General features: G+C 62.0%; 17 protein-coding genes. 5 read left to right on the top strand and 12 right to left on the bottom strand.

What is annotated here, in order from left to right; translation table 11 throughout:
- Nucleotides 1-53: 53 nt before the first annotated feature.
- Together PPA02S_RS18190 and PPA02S_RS18185 are read left to right on the top strand one after the other, a co-directional pair.
- Nucleotides 54-410, top strand: coding sequence for a hypothetical protein (locus tag PPA02S_RS18190; RefSeq protein WP_028631731.1), 357 nt, complete (start codon nucleotides 54-56; stop codon nucleotides 408-410).
- Between the two features lie 66 nt (nucleotides 411-476).
- Nucleotides 477-977, top strand: coding sequence for a GreA/GreB family elongation factor (locus PPA02S_RS18185; RefSeq protein ID WP_028631732.1), 501 nt, complete (start codon nucleotides 477-479; stop codon nucleotides 975-977).
- 30 nt (nucleotides 978-1,007) lie between these two features.
- Here PPA02S_RS18185 and gdhA read toward each other — a convergent pair whose 3' ends face one another.
- The 3 genes from gdhA to PPA02S_RS22790 all read right to left on the bottom strand — a co-directional run bounded on the left by gdhA (nucleotide 1,008) and on the right by PPA02S_RS22790 (nucleotide 4,809).
- Complete coding sequence (gene gdhA / locus PPA02S_RS18180) at nucleotides 1,008-2,348, bottom strand: NADP-specific glutamate dehydrogenase (protein WP_028631733.1); 1,341 nt, start codon at nucleotides 2,346-2,348, stop codon at nucleotides 1,008-1,010.
- A 207-nt stretch (nucleotides 2,349-2,555) separates the two neighbouring features.
- Nucleotides 2,556-4,223 carry an energy-dependent translational throttle protein EttA gene (ettA, locus tag PPA02S_RS18175; RefSeq protein WP_028631734.1) on the bottom strand — a complete coding sequence of 556 codons (1,668 nt, stop codon included), beginning with the start codon at nucleotides 4,221-4,223 and terminating at the stop codon, nucleotides 2,556-2,558.
- 184 nt (nucleotides 4,224-4,407) lie between these two features.
- The gene (locus PPA02S_RS22790) at nucleotides 4,408-4,809 is read right to left on the bottom strand and encodes a hypothetical protein (protein ID WP_080667800.1); all 402 of its coding nucleotides are present in this window, start codon (nucleotides 4,807-4,809) and stop codon (nucleotides 4,408-4,410) included.
- A gap of 306 nt (nucleotides 4,810-5,115) precedes the next feature.
- Here PPA02S_RS22790 and PPA02S_RS18165 point away from each other — a divergent pair, with 306 nt between their 5' ends.
- On the top strand, nucleotides 5,116-8,886 hold the full coding sequence (locus PPA02S_RS18165) for a sensor domain-containing protein (RefSeq protein WP_154660044.1): 3,771 nt from the start codon (nucleotides 5,116-5,118) through the stop codon (nucleotides 8,884-8,886).
- 201 nt (nucleotides 8,887-9,087) lie between these two features.
- Nucleotides 9,088-10,341 carry a serine hydroxymethyltransferase gene (glyA, locus tag PPA02S_RS18160; protein ID WP_028631737.1) on the top strand — a complete coding sequence of 418 codons (1,254 nt, stop codon included), beginning with the start codon at nucleotides 9,088-9,090 and terminating at the stop codon, nucleotides 10,339-10,341.
- A 56-nt stretch (nucleotides 10,342-10,397) separates the two neighbouring features.
- Here the strand turns inward: glyA and PPA02S_RS18155 are convergent, their stop codons facing one another.
- A complete protein-coding gene (locus PPA02S_RS18155) occupies nucleotides 10,398-12,683 on the bottom strand; it encodes an ATP-binding cassette domain-containing protein (RefSeq protein ID WP_028631738.1) in 2,286 nt (761 codons plus the stop codon).
- Nucleotides 12,680-13,345 (bottom strand): MarR family winged helix-turn-helix transcriptional regulator, encoded by a 666-nt coding sequence (locus tag PPA02S_RS18150; protein WP_211230849.1) that lies wholly within the window; start codon nucleotides 13,343-13,345, stop codon nucleotides 12,680-12,682. Before PPA02S_RS18150 ends, PPA02S_RS18155 begins: the two co-directional genes overlap by 4 nt.
- Before the next feature lie 109 nt (nucleotides 13,346-13,454).
- On the opposite strand from PPA02S_RS18150, the gene PPA02S_RS18145 reads away from it, so the two are divergent.
- The gene (locus PPA02S_RS18145) at nucleotides 13,455-13,988 is read left to right on the top strand and encodes a hypothetical protein (protein ID WP_154660042.1); all 534 of its coding nucleotides are present in this window, start codon (nucleotides 13,455-13,457) and stop codon (nucleotides 13,986-13,988) included.
- Nucleotides 13,989-14,012: 24 nt separating this feature from the next.
- On the opposite strand, the gene PPA02S_RS18140 is transcribed toward PPA02S_RS18145, so the two are convergent.
- The 7 genes from PPA02S_RS18140 to PPA02S_RS18110 form a co-directional block, all read right to left on the bottom strand.
- Nucleotides 14,013-14,660, bottom strand: coding sequence for a response regulator (locus PPA02S_RS18140; RefSeq protein ID WP_028631741.1), 648 nt, complete (start codon nucleotides 14,658-14,660; stop codon nucleotides 14,013-14,015).
- Between the two features lie 26 nt (nucleotides 14,661-14,686).
- Nucleotides 14,687-17,584 (bottom strand): hybrid sensor histidine kinase/response regulator, encoded by a 2,898-nt coding sequence (locus PPA02S_RS18135; protein WP_028631742.1) that lies wholly within the window; start codon nucleotides 17,582-17,584, stop codon nucleotides 14,687-14,689.
- A 74-nt stretch (nucleotides 17,585-17,658) separates the two neighbouring features.
- A complete protein-coding gene (locus tag PPA02S_RS18130) occupies nucleotides 17,659-18,372 on the bottom strand; it encodes a fimbrial biogenesis chaperone (RefSeq protein ID WP_033727890.1) in 714 nt (237 codons plus the stop codon).
- Entirely contained in the window at nucleotides 18,362-19,711 is a 1,350-nt protein-coding gene (locus PPA02S_RS18125) for a fimbrial protein (protein WP_028631744.1), read from the bottom strand. Before PPA02S_RS18125 ends, PPA02S_RS18130 begins: the two co-directional genes overlap by 11 nt.
- Entirely contained in the window at nucleotides 19,708-22,299 is a 2,592-nt protein-coding gene (locus PPA02S_RS18120; protein ID WP_028631745.1) for a fimbria/pilus outer membrane usher protein, read from the bottom strand. Before PPA02S_RS18120 ends, PPA02S_RS18125 begins: the two co-directional genes overlap by 4 nt.
- Nucleotides 22,283-23,131 carry a fimbrial biogenesis chaperone gene (locus tag PPA02S_RS18115; protein WP_487042799.1) on the bottom strand — a complete coding sequence of 283 codons (849 nt, stop codon included), beginning with the start codon at nucleotides 23,129-23,131 and terminating at the stop codon, nucleotides 22,283-22,285. The genes PPA02S_RS18120 and PPA02S_RS18115 overlap by 17 nt, the downstream gene beginning before the upstream one ends.
- The gene (locus PPA02S_RS18110; protein ID WP_028631747.1) at nucleotides 23,128-23,673 is read right to left on the bottom strand and encodes a fimbrial protein; all 546 of its coding nucleotides are present in this window, start codon (nucleotides 23,671-23,673) and stop codon (nucleotides 23,128-23,130) included. Before PPA02S_RS18110 ends, PPA02S_RS18115 begins: the two co-directional genes overlap by 4 nt.
- Nucleotides 23,674-23,758 lie beyond the last annotated feature (85 nt).

The following is a 23,758-nucleotide window of genomic DNA, read 5'->3' as shown; positions in this document are numbered from 1 at the left end:
CCGCGACAAATCGCCCTCTAGACTGGTTATCAACAGCTGGAGGGTGGGTGGCCATGTGGCGGTACGGGTTGGGCTTGTGCGTTGCGTTGCTGCTGGCGGGGTGTGAAAGCACCCACGAGCAGATGGTCGGGCGCGGCTATCCCCCCGCCTATGCCGACGGCTTTCAGGATGGGTGCAGCAGTGGTCGGCAAGCCGCCGGTGTGATGGTGGGCGACTTTCGCAAGAACGTGCTGCGCTATCTGCACGAGCCGCAGTATGAAACCGGCTGGGACGATGGTTTCCGCCAGTGCAAGGCCACGCAGGACAGCGCCGAGCAGCAGCAATACCATCAGCGCTTCTGGGACCAGCGCGACCGTGACTGGCAGCAGGAAAAGGACCGCGGTGCAGCCAGGGCCTGGCGCCCCGACTGAGTCGCTACTGGGCATTCGTTGAAACCCTCAGCCTGCCATGATGGTCCTCTGCACAAGGAGGCCGCCATGAGCCGAGCATTCGTCAACGAAGACCAAGCCGCCGCCCAGGCCGATCAACCGGTAGAGCGGCATGTGAGTGAACAACCCAACTATGTAACCGCCAGTGGCCTGCGCCAGTTGCAGGCCCGCGTGGCCAGCCTCAACACCTTGCGCAGCGAGCTGGCGGCGCAGGGTGAGCGCGGTGACAAGCAGCGGTTGGCCGACACGGAGCGTGACCTGCGTTACTTCACCCTGCGCGTGCAGAGCGCCCAGGTGATGCCCCCTGCCCAGTCATCCAGCAAGGTCGCCATCGGCAGCCGCGTTACATTTGCAGATGAGGATGGGCTGGAGCAGACCGTACAGTTGGTGGGGGAAGACCAGGCCGACGCCGGGCGCGGGCTGATCAACTGGGGCTCGCCCCTGGGGCGGGCGCTGCTCGGTGCTGAGCCTGGGGACGAGGTGGCGTGGCACCGACCGGCGGGTGATCGGGTGATCGAGGTTGTGCGGATCGACGGTGAAGCAGATTAGGGCCGCAACGCGGCCCTGATAGCGGGCGGGTCAGACTACGCCTTGCGCCAGCATCGCATCCGCCACTTTCACGAAGCCTGCGATATTTGCACCCTTGACGTAGTTGACGCGGCCGCCGGCCTCTTCGCCGTAATGCACGCACGCATGGTGAATCGACTGCATGATGCCGTGCAGCTTGTTGTCCACTTCGCCGGCCGTCCACAGAAGGCGCATGGCGTTCTGTGACATTTCCAGGCCCGACACGGCCACGCCGCCGGCATTGGAGGCCTTGCCAGGGGCATACAGAATGCCTGCCTCCAGGAAGATATCCACAGCCGCAAGCGTGGTAGGCATGTTGGCGCCTTCGGCTACACAGATGCAGCCATTGCCCAGCAGCGCCTTGGCATCGTCCACATCCAGCTCGTTCTGGGTGGCGCAAGGCAACGCGATATCGCACACCAGGCTCCACGGAGTTTGGCCCTTGCGGAATTCCAGGCCAAACTGCGCGGCCAATTCGCTGATGCGCCCACGCTTGACGTTTTTCAGCTCCATCAGCGCATCCCACTGGGCATCGGTGAGGCCCGCTTCGGCGTACAGCGTGCCTTCGGAGTCAGACAGCGAAATAACCTTGCCGCCCAAGTCCATGACCTTGCGCGCCGCGTATTGGGCAACGTTGCCCGAGCCCGAAATGGCCACACGACGGCCATCAATGCGCTGGTTCTGGCGTTTGAGCATTTCTTCGGCGAAATACACGCAGCCGTAGCCAGTTGCCTCCGGGCGGATCAGGCTGCCGCCATAGGTCATGCCCTTGCCGGTGAGCACCGACGTGAAGTGGTTGGCCAGGCGTTTGTACTGGCCGAACATAAAGCCAATCTCGCGGGCACCCACACCAATATCGCCAGCCGGCACATCGCAATCAGCGCCGATGTGGCGATACAGCTCACTCATGAACGCCTGGCAGAAGCGCATCACTTCAGCGTCGCTCTTGCCCTTGGGGTCGAAGTCCGAACCACCCTTGCCACCGCCCATGGGCAGGGAGGTGAGGGAGTTCTTGAATACCTGCTCGAACGCCAGAAACTTCAGCACGCTGAGGTTCACCGACCGGTGGAAGCGCAGGCCGCCCTTGTACGGGCCGATGGCGCTGCTCATCTGGATGCGGTAGCCGCGGTTGACCTGCACCTTGCCTTGGTCATCCACCCAGGAAACCCGGAACAACACCGCGCGCTCAGGCTCCACCATGCGCTCGAGAATGCCCGCCTGCAGGTAATGGGGGTTGGCTTCAAGAAACGGCCAGAGGGTGCGCAGCACCTCTTCCACGGCCTGGTGGAATTCCGGTTGGCCGGGGTCACGCTGCTGCAGGCGTGCGAGGAAATCGTCGACGGATTCGATCATGGTAGACATCTCACCAAGAGGATTGGACTTATTGGTTTTCTCTGGAATGTACCAAGAAGCAATCGCCCTGCAACAGGGCGCGATGTCGTTTTAATGAAATTATTTGGTGCGTTTTATATAAATGTATACAAAATAAAGCGCTATTTGCCGGTTTCAGGCACAAAAATGGGGCCTTGAAGGCCCCATCGTTGTGCAGCTAAAAGCGGCTTACTGGGCCAGCTTCTTGTGGCGCACACGGTGCGGCTGGGCAGCAGCATCACCCAGGCGCTTCTTGCGGTCGGCTTCGTACTCGGTGTAGTTGCCTTCGAAGAACACCACGTTGGAATCGTCTTCGTAAGCCAGGATGTGCGTGGCTACACGGTCCAGGAACCAACGGTCGTGGGAAATCACGATGGCGGCGCCAGGGAAGTCCAGCAAGGCTTCCTCCAGCGAACGCAGGGTTTCAACGTCGAGGTCGTTGGACGGTTCGTCGAGCAGCAGCACGTTGCCGCCCTCTTTCAGGGTGAGGGCCAGGTGCAGGCGCCCACGCTCACCACCGGACAGGTCCTTGACGAACTTCTGCTGGTCACCGCCCTTGAAGTTGAAGCGGCCAACATAGGTGCGCGACGGGATCTCATAGTTGCCGATGCGGATCTGGTCGGAGCCGTCGGAAACCTGCTGGAACACGGTTTTGCCACCGTCCAGGTCTTCGCGGCTCTGGTCCACGCAGGCCAGCTGCACGGTTTCGCCAATCTCGATGCTGCCCGAGTCCGGTTGTTCCTTGCCCATCAGCATGCGGAACAGGGTCGACTTACCGGCACCGTTACCGCCGATCACACCCACAATGGCGCCCTTGGGCATGGCAAACGACAGGTTGTCGATGAGTACGCGGTCACCATAGCCCTTGGTGACGTTCTTGAACTCGATGACCTTGTCACCCAGACGCGGGCCAGCCGGGATGTAGATCTCGTTGGTTTCGCTGCGTTTCTGGAATTCCTGCGACTGCATTTCTTCGAACCGCTGCAGGCGCGCCTTGGACTTGGACTGGCGGGCCTTGGCGCCTTTGCGCACCCATTCCAGTTCTTCCTTCATGGCCTTCTCGTGGGCGCTCTGCTGCTTGGACTCTTGCGCCAGGCGATCGGACTTGGCTTCCAGCCAGCCAGAGTAGTTGCCTTCGTACGGGATACCCGCACCACGGTCCAGTTCCAGGATCCAGCCGGCAACGTTGTCGAGGAAGTACCGGTCGTGGGTAATGGCTACCACGGTGCCCGGGAAGTCGTGCAGGAAGCGCTCCAGCCAGGCGACGGAATCGGCGTCCAGGTGGTTGGTCGGTTCGTCCAGCAGCAGCATGTCGGGGGCCGACAGCAGCAGGCGGCACAGGGCTACACGGCGCTTTTCACCGCCGGACAGGTGTTCGATGCGCGCATCCCAGGCCGGCAGGCGCAGGGCATCGGCCGCCACGTCCAGCTGGCGCTCCAGGTTATGGCCGTCGGCGGCCTGCAGGATGGCTTCGAGCTTGGCCTGTTCGGCGGCCAGCTTGTCGAAGTCGGCATCGGGCTCGGCGTAGGCCGCGTAGACCTCGTCCAGGCGGGCCTGGGCATCCTTGATTACGCTGACCGCTTCTTCGACCACTTCGCGCACCGACTTGGTGGGGTCCAGTTGCGGCTCCTGCGGCAGGTAACCCACGTTGATGTCGGGCATCGGGCGGGCTTCGCCGTCGAACTCCTTGTCGACACCCGCCATGATGCGCAGCAGTGTCGATTTACCCGCGCCGTTCAGGCCGAGTACACCGATCTTGGCGCCCGGGAAGAACGACAGGGAAATGTTCTTGAGAATTTCCCGCTTCGGCGGCACGACCTTGCTCAGCCGATGCATGGTGTAGACGTATTGAGCCAAAACCAAGCCCTCTCATTCAGATAAGTAAGGACATCGACGAGCGCCCCGGCGATGGCCAGGGGAGTCACGGTCGGGTGTCGTTGAACAAAGTGGACCATTCTACGCCAACGCGCCGCGTTGCATAGGCGTGGCTAATGGTCGAGAAAAGGGGCGCTGGCCTGCAGATGCTGCGGCCAGCGCGGGGTCAGACGTGGCGCTGCCTGGCCTTGCCGCGTGGCAAGCGGCAACGCTCACCTTGCTCGGCAAGGCGCGAAGCCCAGGCCGACTTGACGCTGAAACCACCGCTGCGCGCTGGCTGTACAGAGGCCACAGGTGCCGACGTGGCGGAAGGCGTGGCGACCGGCTTGGCGCCTGGCTTGGCGCCTGGCTTGGCCACAGCTACAGGTGCCGGTTGCGCAGCTGCCCTGGCGCTGGTACGCAACTCGGCCAGCGATGGCGCCTTGGCCTTGGTAGCGGCGGCGGGTTTTACCAGCGAGCGCTGGCAAGTCTTGCAGGATACGTCCTCGGTCACGGCAGTGCTGACAAGGGTCTGACTGCTGCGCCCACAGGCGGAATCCAGGCCATTGGTGGAAAAGTGAGTAACCAAAACCGAACATCTCCGATGCGTTGTCATGTGAAGCGGGCGGCATTCTCGCACAGGTTGCAGGGGCTTGCCGAACCAGCGCCCCACGGCACACGGCGAACAGCGCTGGCACTTTGCCACAATGCTAGGCATGCTAGCCGGTTTCGAGTGTCCGGCTTATAGTGCGCCACCGCGGTATGGCAGCCAGGCACCGGCAGCCGCCGCGCATGACCCTACCTGCCATCGCCAGCCCAATCGCAGGATCGACGCTTGACCAATCACACGCTACCGCCTTCATCGCGTTCCGCGCCCCAGGCGCCCGCTACCAGCATGCGCGGGTCGATCAAGGGTGCGTTGGCGTTGCTGGCCTTGCTGCTGCTGGGCCTGTTGCTGTGGCAGCTGTTCGCACAGTTCAACAACACCCAGGCCGAGCTGCGCAAGAAGAGCCTGGATGCCACCACGGAGCTGGCCGACCACCTGAGCCTGAACATGGCGTTCAAGGCGCAGCAGGCCATCAATGTGATGCAGCCCTACATCAAAGCGCCGGCCCCGGCTGCGGTCAGTGCGCTGGTTGGCGTGCTGCGCGAACGGATACCCGCATTGCAGAGCGTGGCGTGGCTGGACAGCGCGGGCCGTTCGCGTGTCGACAGCCTGCCGGGTGCGGGCGACCGCGCCTTGATCGACGAATTGCTCAAGCTCAACCAAGGCCGCCCCTACTTTTTCACCAACGCCGCCGACAACCGCACGCTTTACCTGCTGCTGCGCCAGGCGCCCGAGCAGGACCGCGGCTACTGGCTGCTGCGCCTGTCACCTGACTACTACAGCACCCTTACCGAGCGCCTGAACGGCGCCAGCCACCCGCAATGGCTGCTGGAAAACAGCCGCAGCGGCGATGTACTGCAACGCCACCTGTCCTCACACAGCAGCCAGGCGCCTTTGCAAAGCGTGATGCTGGCGTTCATCGACAACAGCACCTGGCAGTTGCGCGGGCAATTCGACGCGCATCTGGCGCGGCAGAAGCTGCTGCCCGCGCTGATCGGCAAGTGCGTGCTGGTGCTGATCTGCGCCCTGCTGCCGCTGCTGGCCCTGATCAACATGCGCCGCCGCCAGCGCGCATTGCAGGAAGACCGCCGGCGCTACCAGGAGATTTTCGAAGGCACTGGCGTAGCGCTGTGCGTGCTGGACCTGTCCTGCCTTCCCGGGCAACTGGACCGCTACCACGTGCGTAACCGCGCAGCGCTCAAGCAAAGCCTGGCCCTGGAGCCAAACCTGCGCCGCGCACTGCTGCAGCAACTGAAGATCACCGAGGTCAACCAGGTGGCCCGCCAGTTGCTGAACATCGACAGCCATGAAGGGGCCTGGCAGCGCCTGTTCGACGAAAGCGGCAATGGCCGCGACAGCGTCGGCATGCAACTGATCGATGCCTTGATCGAGCAGCGCGCCTTGCTGGAGCTGGAAGTGCGCCTGCCCTCCCCCCTCGGTGGCGAGCTGCACCTATGGCTGATGGCACGCCTGCCGCAGCAGCGCCGGGACTACCAGGCCGTGATCCTGAGCATCAGCGACATCACCAGCCGCAAGAAGGTGGAACTGTCACTGCTGGAGCGCGAAAGCTTCTGGTCGGACGTGGTCCGCACCGTGCCAGACCAGCTGTACGTGCAGGATGTGCACAGCCAGCGGATGATCTTCAGCAACCGTCACCTGGGCCAGACACTGGGTTACGACCGCACCGAGCTGGCCCAGATGGGCGACCGCTTCTGGGAGCTGCTGCTGCACCCTGAAGATGCCGAACACTACAAGGCCTTGCGCCAGCAACAACGTGATACCGGGCACGACCAGCCACTGCACTGCCAGTTGCGCTTCCGCCACCGCGATGGCAACTGGCGCTGCTATGACATCCGTGAGCAGGTGCTGGCCCGCGACGCGGACGGCCAGGTGACACGCATCATCGGGGTCGGCAAGGATGTGACCGTGCAGATCGAGGCCAGCCAGTCGCTGCGCGACAGCGAGCAACGCTACCGCATGCTGGCCGAGAGCATCAGCGATGTGATCTTCTCCACGGACAGCCAGCTCAAGCTGGACTATGTGAGCCCTTCGGTGCAAAGCGTGCTGGGCTACCAGACCGACTGGATTTTCGCCAACGGCTGGCAGTCGATCATCGCCAACCCGGCCCAGCTCACCGGCATTTACGGCCTGATGGAGCGCGTCAGCAAGGCCATGGACGACCCGGCCCAACTGGCCGAGTTGCGCAACCATCTGCCGATGCAACTGTTCCTGTTCGACTGCCTGCGCGCCGACGGCCGCAAGATCCCGATCGAACTGCGCCTGGTGCTGGTGTGGGACGATGACCAGCGCTTTGAAGGGGTGCTGGGTGTGGGCCGCGACATCAGCCAGCAACGCCGCGCCGAAAAAGACCTGCGCATGGCCGCCACGGTATTCGAGCACTCCACGTCCGCAATCCTGATCACCGACCCGGCGGGCTACATCGTGCAGGCCAACGAAGCGTTCAGCCGCGTCAGCGGCTATGCGGTCAGCGAGGTGCTGGACCAACTGCCGGGCATGCTGGTGATGAACGAGCAGCAGCAAGCGCACCTGGGCTACATCCTCAAGCAGCTGAACCAGCGCGGCAGCTGGGAAGGCGAAGTGTGGCTCAAGCGCCGCGATGGCGATCACTACCCGGCCTGGGTGGGCATCACCGCCGTGCTGGATGACGAAGGCGACCTGGCCAGCTACGTGTGCTTCTTCACCGACATCAGCGAGCGCAAGGCCAGCGAACAGCGCATTCACCGCCTGGCCTACTACGACGCCCTCACCCACCTGCCCAACCGCACGCTGTTCCAGGACCGCCTGTACAACGCCCTGCAGCAAGCCGAGCGGCAGAAGGCGTGGGTGGTGCTGATGTTCCTCGACCTGGACCGCTTCAAGCCGATCAACGACTCCCTGGGCCACGCCGCCGGCGACCGCATGCTCAAGGACATGGCCCAGCGCCTGCTGGCCTGCGTGGACGACGACGATACCGTGGCGCGCATGGGTGGCGACGAGTTCACCTTGCTGCTGCAGCCACGGGCCACCCGCCAGCTGGCCCTGAACCGCGCCATCCATGTGGCGGAGAACATCCTTGGCAGCCTGGTGCGTCCGTTCGTACTGGAAAACCGCGAGTTCTTCGTTACCGCCAGTATCGGCATCGCCCTCAGCCCGCAAGATGGCAGCGAGCTTAGCCAGCTGATGAAGAACGCCGACACAGCCATGTACCACGCCAAGGAGCGGGGCAAGAACAACTTCCAGTTCTACCAGGCCGAGATGAACGCCAGTGCCCTGGAGCGCCTGGAGCTGGAAAGCGACCTGCGCCACGCGCTGGAGCAGAACGAGTTCATTCTTTACTACCAGCCGCAGTTCAGCGGCGACGGCAAGCGCCTGACCGGCGCCGAGGCGCTGCTGCGCTGGCGGCACCCAACCCGAGGCCTGGTGCCGCCGGGCGACTTCATCCCGGTGATCGAGGAGCTGGGCCTGGTGGTGGACGTGGGCGACTGGGTGTTGCGCGAAGCCAGCCGTCAGCTCAAAGCCTGGCACAAGGCCAAGGTGCGGGTGCCCAAGGTGTCGGTGAACATCTCGGCGCGGCAGTTCTCCGACGGCCAGCTGGGCACCCGCATCGCCAACATCCTGGATGAAACCGGCCTGCCACCGGCGTGCCTGGAGCTGGAGTTGACCGAGAGCATCCTGATGCGGGAGGTGACTGAGGCGCTGCAGATTCTCGCCGGCCTGAAGAACCTGGGCCTGAGCATTGCGGTGGATGACTTTGGTACCGGTTACTCGTCGCTCAACTACCTCAAGCAGTTCCCCATCGACGTGCTCAAGATCGACCGCACCTTCGTCGATGGCCTGCCGGCTGGCGAGCAGGATGCGCAGATCGCCAGGGCCATCATCGCCATGGCCCACAGCCTGAACCTGGCAGTGATCGCCGAAGGTGTCGAAACCCATGAGCAGCTGGAGTTTCTGCGTGAGCACGGTTGCGACGAAGTGCAGGGTTACCTGTTCGGGCGGCCCATGCCAGCCCACCAGTTCGAAGCCCAGTTCGCCAACGAAACGCTGTTCATGTTCGACTGACGTTTCCAAAGCGCGGCACGCGGTGCTCTACGCCTATTGAAACCGGACTTTCAGGTCAACTCTCGCCCACCTCCAGCCCACAAACGGCGCGGCCTGCAACATGAGGCCCTTTGGTCCGCGACTTGATGCCACTTCATATGCCAGCTGCGGAGCAATCGGTTAGAATGCCCCCCCAATTCACCCCGATCCTTGAGGACCGCCATGTTCAGCCGTGATTTGACCATTGCCAAGTACGACGCCGAGCTCTTCGAAGCCATGCAGCAAGAAGAACTGCGCCAGGAAGAGCATATCGAGCTGATCGCCTCGGAAAACTACACCAGCCCGGCTGTCATGGAAGCCCAGGGCTCGGTGCTGACCAACAAGTACGCCGAAGGCTACCCAGGCAAGCGCTACTACGGCGGTTGCGAGTACGTCGACGTGGTCGAGCAACTGGCCATCGACCGCGCCAAGCAGCTGTTCGGCGCCGACTACGCCAACGTTCAGCCACACGCAGGTTCCCAGGCCAACGCCGCGGTCTACCTGGCGCTGCTGTCGGCCGGTGACACCATTCTGGGCATGAGCCTGGCCCACGGCGGCCACCTCACCCACGGTGCTTCCGTGAGCTCCTCGGGCAAGCTGTACAACGCCATCCAGTACGGCATCGACGGCAACGGCCTGATCGACTACGACGAAGTCGAGCGCCTGGCGGTCGAGCACAAGCCGAAAATGATCGTTGCCGGCTTCTCGGCCTACTCGCAGGTGCTGGACTTCGCCCGCTTCCGTGCTATCGCCGACAAGGTCGGTGCCTACCTGTTCGTCGACATGGCCCACGTGGCCGGCCTGGTAGCTGCGGGTGTTTACCCGAACCCGGTGCCGTTCGCAGACGTGGTCACCACCACCACCCACAAAACCCTGCGCGGCCCGCGCGGCGGCCTGATCCTCGCGCGCAAGAACGAAGAGATCGAGAAGAAGCTCAACTCTGCCGTATTCCCGGGCGCCCAGGGTGGCCCGCTGGAGCACGTCATCGCCGCCAAGGCCATCTGCTTCAAGGAAGCCCTGCAGCCTGAGTTCAAGGCCTACCAGGAGCAAGTGGTGAAGAACGCCCAGGCCATGGCGAGCGTGTTCATCGAGCGCGGCTTCGACGTGGTGTCTGGCGGTACCAAGAACCACCTGTTCCTGCTGTCGCTGATCAAACAGGACATCTCGGGCAAGGATGCAGACGCCGCCCTGGGCAAAGCCTTCATCACCGTCAACAAGAACTCGGTACCGAACGACCCACGTTCTCCGTTCGTCACCTCGGGCCTGCGTTTCGGCACCCCGGCCGTTACCACCCGTGGTTTCAAGGAAGCCGAGTGCCGTGAACTGGCCGGCTGGATCTGCGACATCCTGGCTGACCTGAACAACGAAGCGGTGATCGACGCCGTTCGCGAGAAGGTCAAGGCCATCTGCAAGAAGCTGCCGGTTTACGGCAACTGATCGCAGCGTTGAGTTGAAGAAGCCCGGTTTGATACCGGGCTTTTTTGTGCCTGCTGCTAGGCGGCCAAGTGGCGACGCAGAAACGGCCCGGTCACTGACTCCGCAGAGCGGATCATAGCGGCCGGTACACCCTCGAAGATAATGTTCCCACCTTGCTTGCCGGCGCCAGGGCCCATCTCGATCAACCAGTCTGCATGGGCGATCACGTCCAGATTGTGTTCAACCACGACCACGGTAGCCCCCCTCTGCGTCAGGTCGTCCAGAATCCCGAGCAGCTGGTCCACATCGGACATGTGCAAGCCGGAAGTCGGTTCGTCCAGGACGTACAAACTACCTTCATCCACCAGCTTGCTGGCCAGTTTCAAGCGCTGGCGCTCGCCGCCGGACAAGGTGCTCAACCGTTGCCCAAGAGAGAGATAGCCAAGCCCTGCTCTTGAGAGCCTGCTTAATGGCTCGCTGATGTTTTCACAGAACTTGAAACGCTCCTTGGCGGCATCAACAGATAACGCGAGGACCTGGAAAATGTTGCAGCCCATCCAGGTGACTGAGCGCGCCGCCTGGTTGAACCCCGTGGCGCTGCACGCGTCGCAAGGCGTTTCGACGCTGTCCATGAAAGCCAGGTCGGTTTGCACCGTCCCAAGGCCCTTGCAGCCAGGGCAGGCACCTTGGCCGTTGCTACTGAACAGGCTGGCCGGCTGACCGCTGCCTTTCGCAAAGCCCGCACGAATCTCGTCAAGTACGCCGATGTAGCTTGCAACTGACGAACGCCGCGTCCCCCCCAGGCTTTTCTGATCGACCAGGATGGCGTGCGGGCAATGGCGAGGGAGCAGGCAGTTGACCAGTGTGCTCTTGCCGGACCCGGCCACGCCGGTGACCACCGTCAGCACGCCAGTGGGAATGCAGACACTGACATCGTGCAGGTTGTGCAGGAACAGGCCTTGCAAGGTGATGGGCGGCGTCGCGGCACACCTCTCTCGCTCTGCGAGCGGGGCAACTGGCCGTCGCAGGTAGCGCCCTGTGAGCGTATCGGCCTGTCGCAAACCAGCCACATCCCCCTGATACACCACCTGCCCGCCGTCTTTCCCGGCGCGTGGTCCCATGTCCACGACATGGTCGGCAATGGCAATCACATCAGGGTCGTGCTCTACCACCAGCACCGTATTGCCTTTGTCGCGCAGGCTACGCAGCAAGCCATTGAGCTGGTCAACGTCACGCGGATGCAGCCCTACGCTGGGCTCGTCGAATATGTAGGCGATGTCGGTAAGGCTACTGCCAAGGTGGCGGACCATCTTCACGCGCTGTGACTCCCCACCCGACAGGCTGGTGGTCTCGCGGCCCAGGCTGAGGTAGCCCAACCCGATGGCGCGCATCTGCTCCAGTCGCTCGACAATGGCCGACAGCACCGTCATAACTGTTTCTTCTTGGATTGTGCGGATGAACGCCAGCAGATCAGAAACTTCCAGGGCGGAACAGTCCGCGATGGAGTTGCCGTTGATACGGCACGACAGGATGCCTGGGTTGAGCCGTGTCCCATCGCAAGCCGGGCACCGCTGGCGCGTGATGACCCGGGCAAGCCCTTTGCGCTCGGCCTGGGTCAGCCGCGCGGGCTCATGGTCCAGATAAGCACGTTTGAAACGTGGCACAACGCCCTGATACCGCGCGGACGACGGCCAGCCGGGTTCAGGGCTGGTTACGGCAAGGTCGTCGGCATACAGCAGCATCCGCCACTCATCCTGGCTGTAATCGGCCAGCGGTTTGTCGCAGTCGAACAGGCCTGAGTACACATAACGCTTCCAGCGGAAGGTGCCGCGAGCAAACGTCGGAAACTGAATTGCGCCTTGGTTGAGTGACTTGCTGCGGTCGAACAACAGGTCCAGATCCAGTTCGTCCACCCTTCCCAGCCCTTGGCAGGTCAGGCACATCCCGTGCGGATGGTTGAACGAGAACACATTGGAATAGCCCACGAAGGGGCGCCCGATGCGGGAAAAAAGCAGCCGCAACAGTGGCTGTATATCGGTGGCTGTACCAACCGTCGAACGGGAGCTGCCGCCTAACGGCTTCTGATCAACCACGATCGACGCCGGCAAATTACGCAACGCATCGGCCTGCGGCTGCCCATAGTGCTGCAGCCGGTGGCGGACGAAAGCACTTTGGCTTTCATTGAACTGACGCTGGGATTCTGCCGCAATCGTGTCGAATACCAACGAAGACTTGCCGGACCCGGATACGCCGGTGAATACCGTGATGCAGCGCTTGGGGACCTTCAGCGTGACGTCGTGCAGGTTGTTGTTACGGGCGCCGAAGATTTCAATGTCGAGACAGGGCGTGCGTACAGGGTTCATGTATTGCCTCCCTGGTCGGCATCATGGTTGGCCAGCGCAAAACTGACCTTGTCGCAGAGTTCAGTGAACATGGCCTGTTCACCGGGCGTGAGCACCGCTGCGGCAATGCGCGCCGCTTCACGTCTGCCCGTCGCAGCACGAACAAGGAAGTCGCGCCCCGCCAGTGTAAGCGCGGTGACCATCTCGCGCCGATCCCCATTGCCCTGAATCTGCTCCACCAGGCCAAGGTCTTTGAGTACGCGCAAGGATTTGGAAATGCCTGGTCGCCCCGCGCCAAGCTTGTCACCCAGCAGCGAGGGCGTCGCTGGGCCTTGCAAGCGCAGAAGCTCGAGGATGTCGTACTGTGGCCAGCTCATCGCCTCAGGCGTGTAGCGGGTGCGGCGCGCCACCAGGACGCATTGAAGATGCGACAGGGCGTTTTCCAGGGCACCGGGGGATTCGTCAGCATGCACGAGCAACATGAGGACCTCATCAAGTTTCCTAAAAGAAATTTTATTGAGAGATAAACGGCAGTAAAATGCCAAAATGATTTCCAAATGGCAATCGAATTTTGTAAAGCACTGTAAACGTCCCAACGGGTATTTCTGCAAACATCCAGTGCCAACGGCGATTAACAGCCAGCCCGTGGACTGAAATGCCGGAACAGCTTCCAAGTAGGCCATTCATAGGGTTAGCCATAGCCTTGTGCACCGTTGAACACATTGGAGGCACCCCCTGATGACACACAAAGCCCGTTCCTTTATTGCAACCCTCCAAGTAAAGGGTTGCCCAGTGAATACTTTCGACAGCATGACCCGCGGTGAGGTGGTGCTGGAGAGCCCACTGACCAATCCTGCTCATGCCCTGGACGGCGCATCGGTGCTTGGCATGCTCAATTGCTCGGATGAGGACTGGCAGCACGGCCAGGACTTGGGGCTTATCACCTTCGACCGGGTGGCTGCGCCTGCCCCGTTGTTGCTGTACTTCCGCCATAGTGACGAGGGTTATCGCCTCTACGTTCGAAGTGGCCAGCATTTTGGCCATGGGGTTTTCGCCAAGACGGATGGGGTGGTGACGGTTGGACCCATTGGCCGACAAGATCCGTCAACCTGGACAGTGACCGAAGCACACACCGGTGCCCCGCTGGATGTGAGTGCCACTAACACCGAGGAACTCGATGTCTACCTGACGAACATCTCTGCCCCCTTGGGGCTTAACCACCTCTACCCGGTGGGCCATTACGCGGTTTGCCACGCAGGCGCGGGGCCATGTGCACTGACACTGTCGTTTGAGCAACGCGATGTCGACTGGCTCAAGGCAAATTGAGAGGCCAGCCTGTTGCTGCATGGCTCACTGGAACGGGTTGGCCTCGAGGCAATACGTCAGCAGATCCTGATCACTTTCAACCTGCAACTTGCGCATGGCCGACACTTTCTGGGCGCTGACCGTCTTGTTGCTACGCGACAGTTGACGCGCGATATCGCCCACCGTCATGCCCGCAACGAACAGACGCAGCACTTCCAGCTCTTTGGCAGAGAGCCGATGAAAGCGCGCTTGCACTTCGATGCTTGCGCGCACCACCGAGATCGGCGGCGGCATCAGGCTCACGTAGCGCTGCCGCTTTCTCAAGGCTTCCAGGGCCTTGTCGATTTCATCATGAAGCTGGTTTTTTTGTATCACCCCAGCCACCCCAAGTTCATGCAGCCGAGCCAGGATCAGGGTGCTGGAAATCATGGTCAGCACCAACACCTGGGTCAGCGGAAAGTGCCTCAGAATGTATTCGACGAGTTTGAAGCCGTCACCATAGACGGCATCGCCCGGCATGTTGAAATCGGTGATGAGAATGTGCGGGTGGTGGTGTTGCAGTTGGTCGATCAGCGCAGAAGAACTGACGGCCTCTGCGATGACGTTGTAGTGACCACTACGTTGCACGACCTCGCGCACGCCCAGCAAGACGATGGGGTGGTCGTCGGCAATGACCACGTTTAGTTGCGGCATGTACAACACTCCTTGTCGGGCAGGATTCACCCAGAAAAATCGTCCAGCAGACACTGCGCAACTACGCCGAGACGCGTGCACAATGCGCGGATCTGTTCGGCCAGCAGGCCGTCCATAGGCGCTTCCTGAAGAGCATCTTCCAAGCGCTGGCAAACCTCATACAGGCCCTTGGCATGCACGCTCGCCAACGCGCCACTGAGGCTGTGCAACCGTTGCTGCACCAAGGCGGCATCGCCGTGGGCCAAGCCCTGCTCGATCTGCGCCACATCTGCCAGCAGCGTTTCTGCCAGCAGCTGACGCATGGGGGTCGAGAGCTCGATCCAGCCGGTACGGTCGTCATCCTCTTCTCGGACGGCAGCACCCTGACCGGCCGCACGCCGGCACTGGGAAATCAGCGCCTGGCGCAGCCCCCCGAGGCTCAAAGGCTTCACCAGCCAGGCATTCATGCCGGCGGCCAGGCAACGCTCACCTTCTTCACGCAGCGCATTGGCGGTGATGCCGATGATCGGGACCGACACGCCTTGTTCGCGCAGGGCGCGTGTGAACGCATAGCCATTGAGGCGGGGCATGTTGATGTCAGTGATCACCAGATCGAAAGCCTGCGCGGACCACGCTTCAAGCGCCTGCTGGCCATCACTTACCACCGTGGGGCGAGCACCCAGCGCCGTCAGTTGCTCGGCCATGACAGCCTGGCTGACCGGGTTGTCCTCAGCTACCAGTACGCGCACGTCCAGGGAAGGCACCTGGGTATATGACGGCACAAACTGGGCCGGTGTCACGGTGCGGGAGCTTTCGACCACAGGCAGGCGAACGATCAGCGAGAGGCTGCTGCCCAGCCCCAGCTCGCTCACCACACGCATGCTCCCCCCCATCAGCTCGCTCAGCCTTGAGCAGATGGAAAGCCCCAGTCCTGCACCACCGCCCTCTTCACCGGCACTAACCTGGTAGAACGGCTTGAACAAGTGTTCAATCGCCTTCTCGGGAATACCTTTCCCGGTATCGGTGACCTGCCATTGCACCAGCACACTGTCATCGGCACGTTCCTGGACCGTGAGGCGCAGGCGTACACGCCCGCAATCGGTGAACTTGATGGCGTTGCCCAGCAAGTTGTTCAGCACCTGGCGTATCCGCCCGGCGTCCCCCTCCACGAGGGCGGGCATGGCCGGGTCGATTTCCGAGTCGATCTGCAAACCTTTGTTATGGGCCGTGGCCGTGAAACTGGCCACTGCGTCCTCGACCAGCTGGTGGGGGTCAAACGGTATTCGCTCCAGCGCCATCTGCCCGGACTCGATCTTGCTGACATCCAGCACGTTGCTGATCAGCTGGAACAGCACCGCACATGAACTTTCGATGATTTCCAGGTAGTGGCGCTGACGCTCGCCCAGATCAGTCAGCGAGAGCAGTTCCAGGTTGCCCAGCACGCCGTACAAAGGTGTGCGTATTTCATGGCTCATGGTTGCCAGGAATACGGTTTTTGCTTCATTGGCGGCCGTTGCTTGCCGGCGCGCCTGATTCAATAACTGGTTTTCATCGACGTGCCGGGTGACATCGTTACAGCCACAGAGAAAGACATCCTGGCCGTCGTAGCGCGAAGCAACCACCACCGCTTGCAGGTAATGCCCTTCCACCAGCAGACACATTTCGCCGGGAGCCTGATCGCCGTAATGTTGCGCCAATACCTGGGTCACGGCCGAGGCAATGCCCCACTGCACCGCGCGTTCATTTTCCAGCAGCAACTGCCGGTCATACCGGCGCACGACGCAGAGGCCGACCGGGGCGTTGTGCAGGATGATACGGTTGAACGCCTCGTTTTCGGCAAGCCGGTCCTGAGCACGCTGGGCAGGTACGACAATACGCGACTTGAACCAGTGGTCGATCCACAAGCCAAGGATGATCGCGGCAATGAAGGTGAGCCCAAGGCCCAGCAACGGCCACTTGGCATAACGCAGGAAGTTCTGGTAGGTGATCGCATACAGGCCGGTCCAGGGCCTGCCCCCTGATGCCTTCATCTTGAAGCGCAGGCCATCGCCATTGAAACTGAGGCCCAAGGGAGCCGCGTCGTCCACGCCGAGTTCCCCCATCAGCACATCGCCTTCGGGTGAAATCAAGGTGAACTGGTTGTACACCGACAGGCGCAACACCCGCTCGAATTCATCGATCTGTTCCGTGTCCATCACTGCCGCCAAGGCCAGCGGCTGCTGGGGAGTGCCGGCGGGATGCAAGGTGTAGTCCGCGTCGAAACGAATCATGGCGACGATTCGCAGGTTGTCATCGTAGAGCGGCGCCGGGGACCGCAGCCAGTGCACGCGCTGGTCGGCGAGCAAGCCCGGGGTGGCCATCAGTTGCCCCAGGCGATCCACCGCAGCCATGTAATGCTGTGGCAGCAAAGGCAGATGCTGGCGCTGGTCTCCTGCGTACGGAATAGCTAGGCTGGCCCTGCCGGGCGCCAGGACGAATACCTGCGGGGAGGCATAGAAGGAGCGCGCCCAGAAACCGCCGTAGTAATCGGTGAGCTCAACCCCCAGTGCCAACGCCCGTCGCACGTCTGCCGCGCTGTAGCCAGCGCTGTATGCCAACGAGAACGCCAGCGACAGTTCCTGGCCCCGGGCCTTGAGCAGCGTGCGACCCGGGATAGGCAGCGACTGCACCACTGATGCCGGATCTGCCAGGCGATCAACGGAGACCGTGGCCTGGCGGCTGCTGGTGACCACATTGCGCAGGAACACTTCGTGCTCATGGATGATCTCCACCACCCGCGCAAAATGCAGCTCCAGGCGCTGCTGCTCGGACTCGAGCAGCCTGGACACCGCCCAATAGCAGGTGCTGGACAGCAGCATCAGCAGCCCGCTGAGCAGCAGCAGCGTTTTGTTGAGGCGCTGGGAGCTTCTGGCAAGCTTGTCCATCCGCAGGCTGGCATGTTTCATGATTGGAATCGTCACATGTGGGTTGGGGAGCGAAGGGCCGGTTCAAGCCGTGGGCAGAACGTCATGCGGCAAGGTCAGTGGAGCACCACAACTGCCTGCTGGGCATTGCCATCATCGTCCAGCCATGCAAAGTGCAGTTCAGCGCCAGGGGCAAGTACCTCGCTGCCCTCCAGTACCCGCCTTGAAAACGGTGGCAAGGTATCGGGCCGGAGCGCAACCACCACCTGCCCCTGGCGAGCTTCGGCACTGGACACGCTGACGAAGTAGGGGCTGGGATTGGTCATCATCACCCCGCGCCCGGCTGTGGTTGCCTTGAGATGCCGAACGGCATCGCCGGCACTGCCCGCAAGCCCGTCAGGGCGCATGATCACCTTCATCTGCATGCGCAATGTAATGGTGAGGCGAGTTTCACCTTCGCCAGGCCCCTCGCGGGGCTGGGGGGGTATTTCATAGAGGTTCAGCCAGTACATCGACTCACGATCCGGCGCGAGCGCCTCGCCGCTGTACAGCAAGCGCAAGCTGCGTTGCTGCCCCGGTTCCAGCCGAAACACTGGAGGCAGCGGCAGAATTGGCGCCACGGCATCCGGGCTGGACTCCAGCTCGCCATCGTCGATCCACGCCTGTACCACTACCGGGTAAGTGTTCTGGTTGACCAGCGCCAGCGATGCTTCGCGCTGGCTGCCCTGAAAGATGACCCTGGTGCGCTCGGCGGTCACGCCAGCCAAGGCCGACAGGCTGACCATTGTTGTTGCGGCCAGCAATGCGATACGCAGGCAGTTATTGAACACGTATCACCACTTGCGCCGTCGCCTCCACGCGCCCCGCCGTCACCGCAGGCTGGGTGCCGACCTGTAGCTTTTCGAGCCTGGCGTGAAAGACCTCACTGTACAGCGCAATACCATTGGCACTGCCGGTAAGGTTGGAGCTGGCGCCGATCACCGGGTACCACCCCCGAGCGCCCGAAGCGATACCTTCGGCGGAATCCTCACGGGTCAGCAGGTTCATAGCCGCACCCCCGCGCGATATACGAATACCGACGCCCTGGGCGATGCCGGGTTGGCCATAGCGGTCGGACACCAGATACGAAACGCCCCCGTTCTGGTTTATCAAGCCCAGTGAAGACGAAGCGGCCAACGAGCCGGAAGAGACCTTGATACCCAGCGCTGTAGCATTTGGGGCGGTGGAGCTCACTGCATCTTGCTGGCACTTGAAAGCCACCACGAACGGTACCTCACGGCTGGCGCCGGTGTTGATTTCCTCGACGGATATGCGCGCAAAGTTCACATGCGACGTGACGCTGGTCACTGCGCAGGTTGGGTAGCGTTTAAGCGTCACCCTGTTGTACAGGCCCAGCGAACCGGGCCAGTTTCTGAACCAGCCTGCATAGTTTCCAAAGTGAGGCTGGCCCACCCTCGGGGACCCGATGCCCGGCCCTTTGATGGCGATGTAAGCAGCTGGCTGGGCATAGCGATAGAGCGTGGAGGGTGCGGTGGGCGCATAGCGGCTGTACCTGCGATTGTAGGGCGCACTGAACAACTCCGCGCGCACAGCGCTCAGGTTCTTGGCCTTGACCAACTGGTAACCTCTTGAATCCCGGTCCAGGCCGGTGAGGCGTCGCTCATTCCAGGTAGAGGTGAAGTACTGGCCTGTATCCAGATGGGTAAGGCGCAACAGCACATTCGCCCAGGCAGTACTGTAGGCATGCTGAAGACCGATGGTATTACCAACACTGTCCCCGCCACGGTACCAGCCGCTGTAGAGGTTATTACCGTTGGTAGAGAACATCTCATAGACCTCGTCTTGCTGCTCGCAGCGAAACAGGACATGTTCCGGGTCGAAGCCGGCTACCGAACCGTACTGTGTGAATGGCGCCACGGCGCTTGCAAGCAGCGTCGCGTGAGGTTGAAAGCTGCTGTCGCTTACGTTGACAACGCTGGGCAGGCCAAGTGAGCCATTACATGCCCCACATGCCCCCCGCCACGCACTGGCCGTTCCCTCACCAGGGCGAATCTGCCAGTTGGCCGTGGTGCCTGGCCTGCCGACAGATGTCACTTTGTAGCAAGTAGCCAAGGCCACGGGTGAAAACACCATGGCAAATAGCGACAAGAGCCGAACCACGGACTTCATGATTGTTCCTCCGTTAACAGGCAAACCCCTTCCAGCAACACCAAGGCCTGGCCAGCGCGGGCTGGCTGAGCAGCCAGGTCATAGGGCAGCCAGCAACCATCCTCGGCGCGCTCGCCCCAGCGCACATGCAGCCGGCCTTTTTCGCCCTCGGCGCGTGCGTATACCTGCCCGCCCTGGCCGACCAGGCCGATGGTAGTGCCGTGGCCATCGACGACATCGGCACCCAGCGGCGGGTGCGTCCCATTGGCCAAGGTGGTACGAATCAGCAATGCATGGCCAGCCAGGGTCTTGAACGTAACCAGCACAGCCGCGCCGGCATAAGGCGCCACCTTGCGTTCGGTGTCCACCAGTTCGGCCTGCTCACCGATGCCCTGCGGGTCCAGGCCAACCGCGTTGTAGCGATAGGGTGAGAGTGCAGGCACCACGGCATAACCATTGCGATCAACCCGGGCGCCCTGCCCGCCCCTTACTACGGCACCTGCAGCCCCCTTGGCCTGCACCAGGGCAAACGTATCACCCACGTAAGGCCCCAAGGTGAGGCCATCACCGTGCAACACTGCCGCACCGCGCAAACCACCATTGATTTGCCGATAATTCGCCCCCTGCGAGTAACCGCCATTGAGGGTTGCAAGGGATGTCTGCGTCTGCAGGTTAGCGTTCCAGTCCGTACCCCGGCCGTTGCTGTCCCGGCCTGCCGCAATGGCGTAGCTGGTGGTGCTTTGGTCGCCTAGCGTGCCGTTGAGCCCGGTGTGCACACTGCTACCGCGGCTATCGCCCGAGCGCCGGGAAAGCGTGGAGCTCAGGCTCGGCGCACTGCTGGAAGAACCCAGCGGCATCGACAGGCTCAGGGTAAGCACGTTGTTGCGGTTGCTTGTGCGCCCGCCCCAAGGCTGAAGCCCCAGCAACGGATCGTTGCCAGCCCCGCTGTCCTGGTACCACAGTGTGCGCTGCCGGGAATAAGCCAGGCTGTAGCTCAGTTGCCGCCAGGTATTGGAGTAACCGAACTGCAGCTGCAAATCCCTGCTCTTGCCATCGTAATAATCGCTTCTGGAGCCGTTCAGAAACAGATTGCCGTATTCACTCAGGTTCTGGTTGAGCATCAGGGTGAGCTGATTGCGTTGCTTGAAAGTACTGGAATCCCATACCTCTTCACGTCTGCCGGTGTCACGGGCCCCAAGGGCATCCCCCAGGTCCCGGTAGCCCTCGGTCGAGTAGCGATAACCTGCCAACGTCACGGTGGTATCGGTTGGCTGGAAGGTACGGCTGTAGTTCAACCCCAGGCGCCAGCCCTGCTTGCGCTGGTTGTTCTCCACCGTGGCACTGGAAAAGGTGGTATTGAACCCCACGGCACCATAGGCCGTTGCCAATACCCCGCCACCCAGGGCCGCAAGGTAATCCTCGGCCACACGCAAACCCAGGTTCGCAGACAGTTCGTTGCTCAGGCCATGCTGGTAGATAAACTCGCCAAATGTGCCGTGGCTACGGCTGTTCTGGCGCACCTCGCCCACTGTCGCGTTGTAGCGTGAAAGGCCTGGCCGTATGGAGTCCGGCACCGCCGAGTAGGGCACGGTGAACTGCGACACACTGCCGTCGGCCTCAATCACCTGCACATCCAGGTCGCCGTTGTAGGCAGTCCCGTAGAGGTCGTCGATCACGAACGGGCCCGGTGCGACGGTGGTTTCGTGAACCTTACTGCCGTCCTGGCTGATCACCACCCGCGCACTGCTGTTGGCGGTACCGCGCACTTGCGGTGCATATTGGCGCTGCGAGTCGGGCAACATGCGGTCGTCGGAAGCCAGCCGCGCGCCACGGAAACCAACGCTGCCAAACAGATTGCCCTCGGTGTAGCTATCGCCCACCGTGAGCTCGCTGCGCCATTGTGGTATGGCACGCTGGGCGTAGGTGCGCACGCTGTTCCACTTGCTCAGGCGGTTGCCACCAAAGGTGGTGTAGCTGTAGTTGGACTGATGGCGCAAGCGCCACAGGCCCAGGTTGACACCGCCGTTGAGCCCCAGGTAGCCATAGCTCGAATCGCCGTTGCCGTCGAAGCCATACCGGGAGCGGTACAGATTGGCATCGTAATTGACGAATGCCATGCTGCTGCCCCCCTCCCATTCGCGGGGGCTGACGTAACCGCGCGGCTTGAGGTCGAGCAGTGCCTGGGGCACAGATAGATCCAGGCGCAACAATGCACTGTCGAACTTGAATGAAGCGCTGGGCAGGCGTTGCCCCAAGGTCAGGCAACTACCCGGCGCATCAGCATCAGGTTCGGGCGCCCCTTTCACCCCCAGGTCGACTTGCAGAAAGTGCTCGCTGAAACATGGCTGCACCGCGTCGCCAGCGTTGCGAAACACGACTTCGCTTCGGCTGATGTAGTGCTTATTCAGGTACAGGTCGACCAGATAGGTACCGGGATCGACCTGGTTGATGCTGTTGAAGCGTTCAAGGCTGCCGCCCGCCAGGCCAGCACCCAGCACCAGGCTGTCATCGAAACGATAGGCAGGTTCGCTGCTCGCCCCCCTGGCAGCCATCAACGCAAACGCACCAAGCATGGCGGCTACATGCATGAACCTAACGCGACAGTTCATGGCTCAAGCCTGTCTGCGCACCGTAGTCATTGATTAGCTGCACACGCAGCTGCAGCAACCCATCCGGCAGCGCGGCTGGGGTTGCCAGGGCCCATTGCGCCTGGCCGAAGGGCGCAACCATGCTGGCCTGCAACGGCAGCCGATGCTCGCCAACCTGCAACGCGGCTGAACCAAACGATGCGTAGAAGCCCGTGGGGTTATCCACCTGAACCTGCCAGCCGCCACCGCTACGCACCAGGCTGAAGCGCAGCTTTTCAGGCAATTGGTCCGGGCTTCCCGCAATACCCTGCGGGCGATAGAACAGCTTAAGGCGGTTGCGCAGCATCAGCAGCATCTGGTCCCGCCCGCCGTGGGCAACATTCAGCGGTGGAATTTGCAGGACATTGAGGTGGAACAACGACTCACGGTCCTGGGGCAGACCCGCGCCGGTGTAGATGATACGCAGCGTCTGGCCGTGGCCAGGCGCCAGTCGCGACACTGCGGGGTTGGCCAGGAACGGCGCATCTGCCGTTTCTGGCGTGGAGGCTGGGTCGTTGATATCAACCCAGGCCTGAACCACATTGGCGAAATTGTCCTGGTTGGTGACCTGCAGGGTTTTCTCCCGCGCCTGGCCGGGGTAGATGACGCGGGTACCGGCGATCACCACGCTGCCCTGGGCCGGCACCGTCCAACCGCACACCAGCAACAACGCCAACGCGGCGGGCGCTGGTGTCGGCGCGCGCAAAAGGGCCAGAAACTGGCGCCAGGCACGGCGCAGGCCGCGCTGGTCAACCCAGTGCCTGGCAAACCGCCAGATGGAGCGCCCCATCGCTAACAGGTAGCCATGAATCATTCGTAGCGTACGGTGTAGGTCACAGAGCCGAGCACTGGACCGGGCGTCACACTGACCGCCTCAGCAACATAGCGAACGGCGTAGTCGTAACTGACGGTTGTCTGGCCAGAGGGCAAAACGATGTCGCCCGCCCTCACCGCTGCATTTCCAGCGAGGTTCAACCGGTTGCCGCCAGCCCTGTCGAGCAGCTGGAGTGCCACGCCAGTGGCACCGCCCACTGCGGTATTGGCGAGATTCCCCGCGGGGGTTGCATTGACAGCCTGAAAAACGGTGGCGAAGTGCTGGTCACCTGTTGTCGATGCTACGCACCCCGTCAGGCGCAGGCTGAACGGCGTTTCGCCTGCCACACTGCCAGCGTTGCCGTGGAGCGCGTCAACAGAAACGCTGTCAAGCAGTACCGTTGGATCAGCAAGGCCATTGATCACCGCCGAGCAGGTTTGCGAAGTGACCTCACCGTTGAAGTTTATGGTGTTGGCCGCAAACGCAATACTGGGTGTAATAGCAACTGCCGTGATCGCCAGAACGGCGGCGCAAACGTTCATTCAAAACTTCCTGTGCTTGTTTTATACAATCAGGCAGGATGAAGCAGCTCTACCAAGCATGCTCTCAGACGAATCTTAAAAGCGA

Origin of the sequence: Pseudomonas parafulva NBRC 16636 = DSM 17004 (genome assembly GCF_000730645.1) — a bacterium.
Taxonomy (GTDB): domain Bacteria; phylum Pseudomonadota; class Gammaproteobacteria; order Pseudomonadales; family Pseudomonadaceae; genus Aquipseudomonas; species Aquipseudomonas parafulva.
Note: the sequence above shows the minus strand (reverse complement) of the source record. Positions and strands in the feature narration are given on the sequence as shown.

Coding starts and splice junctions, on each gene's coding strand:
- PPA02S_RS18140 (WP_028631741.1), bottom strand. CDS start 14,660: ATGCCGCAACTAAACGTGGTCATTGCCGACGACCACCCCATCGTCTTG.
- PPA02S_RS18135 (WP_028631742.1), bottom strand. CDS start 17,584: ATGAAACATGCCAGCCTGCGGATGGACAAGCTTGCCAGAAGCTCCCAG.
- gdhA (WP_028631733.1), bottom strand. CDS start 2,348: ATGATCGAATCCGTCGACGATTTCCTCGCACGCCTGCAGCAGCGTGAC.
- PPA02S_RS18150 (WP_211230849.1), bottom strand. CDS start 13,345: ATGGCCTACTTGGAAGCTGTTCCGGCATTTCAGTCCACGGGCTGGCTG.
- PPA02S_RS18165 (WP_154660044.1), top strand. CDS start 5,116: ATGCGCGGGTCGATCAAGGGTGCGTTGGCGTTGCTGGCCTTGCTGCTG.
- PPA02S_RS18115 (WP_487042799.1), bottom strand. CDS start 23,131: ATGATTCATGGCTACCTGTTAGCGATGGGGCGCTCCATCTGGCGGTTT.
- glyA (WP_028631737.1), top strand. CDS start 9,088: ATGTTCAGCCGTGATTTGACCATTGCCAAGTACGACGCCGAGCTCTTC.
- PPA02S_RS18190 (WP_028631731.1), top strand. CDS start 54: ATGTGGCGGTACGGGTTGGGCTTGTGCGTTGCGTTGCTGCTGGCGGGG.
- PPA02S_RS18185 (WP_028631732.1), top strand. CDS start 477: ATGAGCCGAGCATTCGTCAACGAAGACCAAGCCGCCGCCCAGGCCGAT.
- PPA02S_RS18110 (WP_028631747.1), bottom strand. CDS start 23,673: ATGAACGTTTGCGCCGCCGTTCTGGCGATCACGGCAGTTGCTATTACA.
- PPA02S_RS18120 (WP_028631745.1), bottom strand. CDS start 22,299: ATGAACTGTCGCGTTAGGTTCATGCATGTAGCCGCCATGCTTGGTGCG.
- PPA02S_RS18125 (WP_028631744.1), bottom strand. CDS start 19,711: ATGAAGTCCGTGGTTCGGCTCTTGTCGCTATTTGCCATGGTGTTTTCA.
- PPA02S_RS18155 (WP_028631738.1), bottom strand. CDS start 12,683: ATGAACCCTGTACGCACGCCCTGTCTCGACATTGAAATCTTCGGCGCC.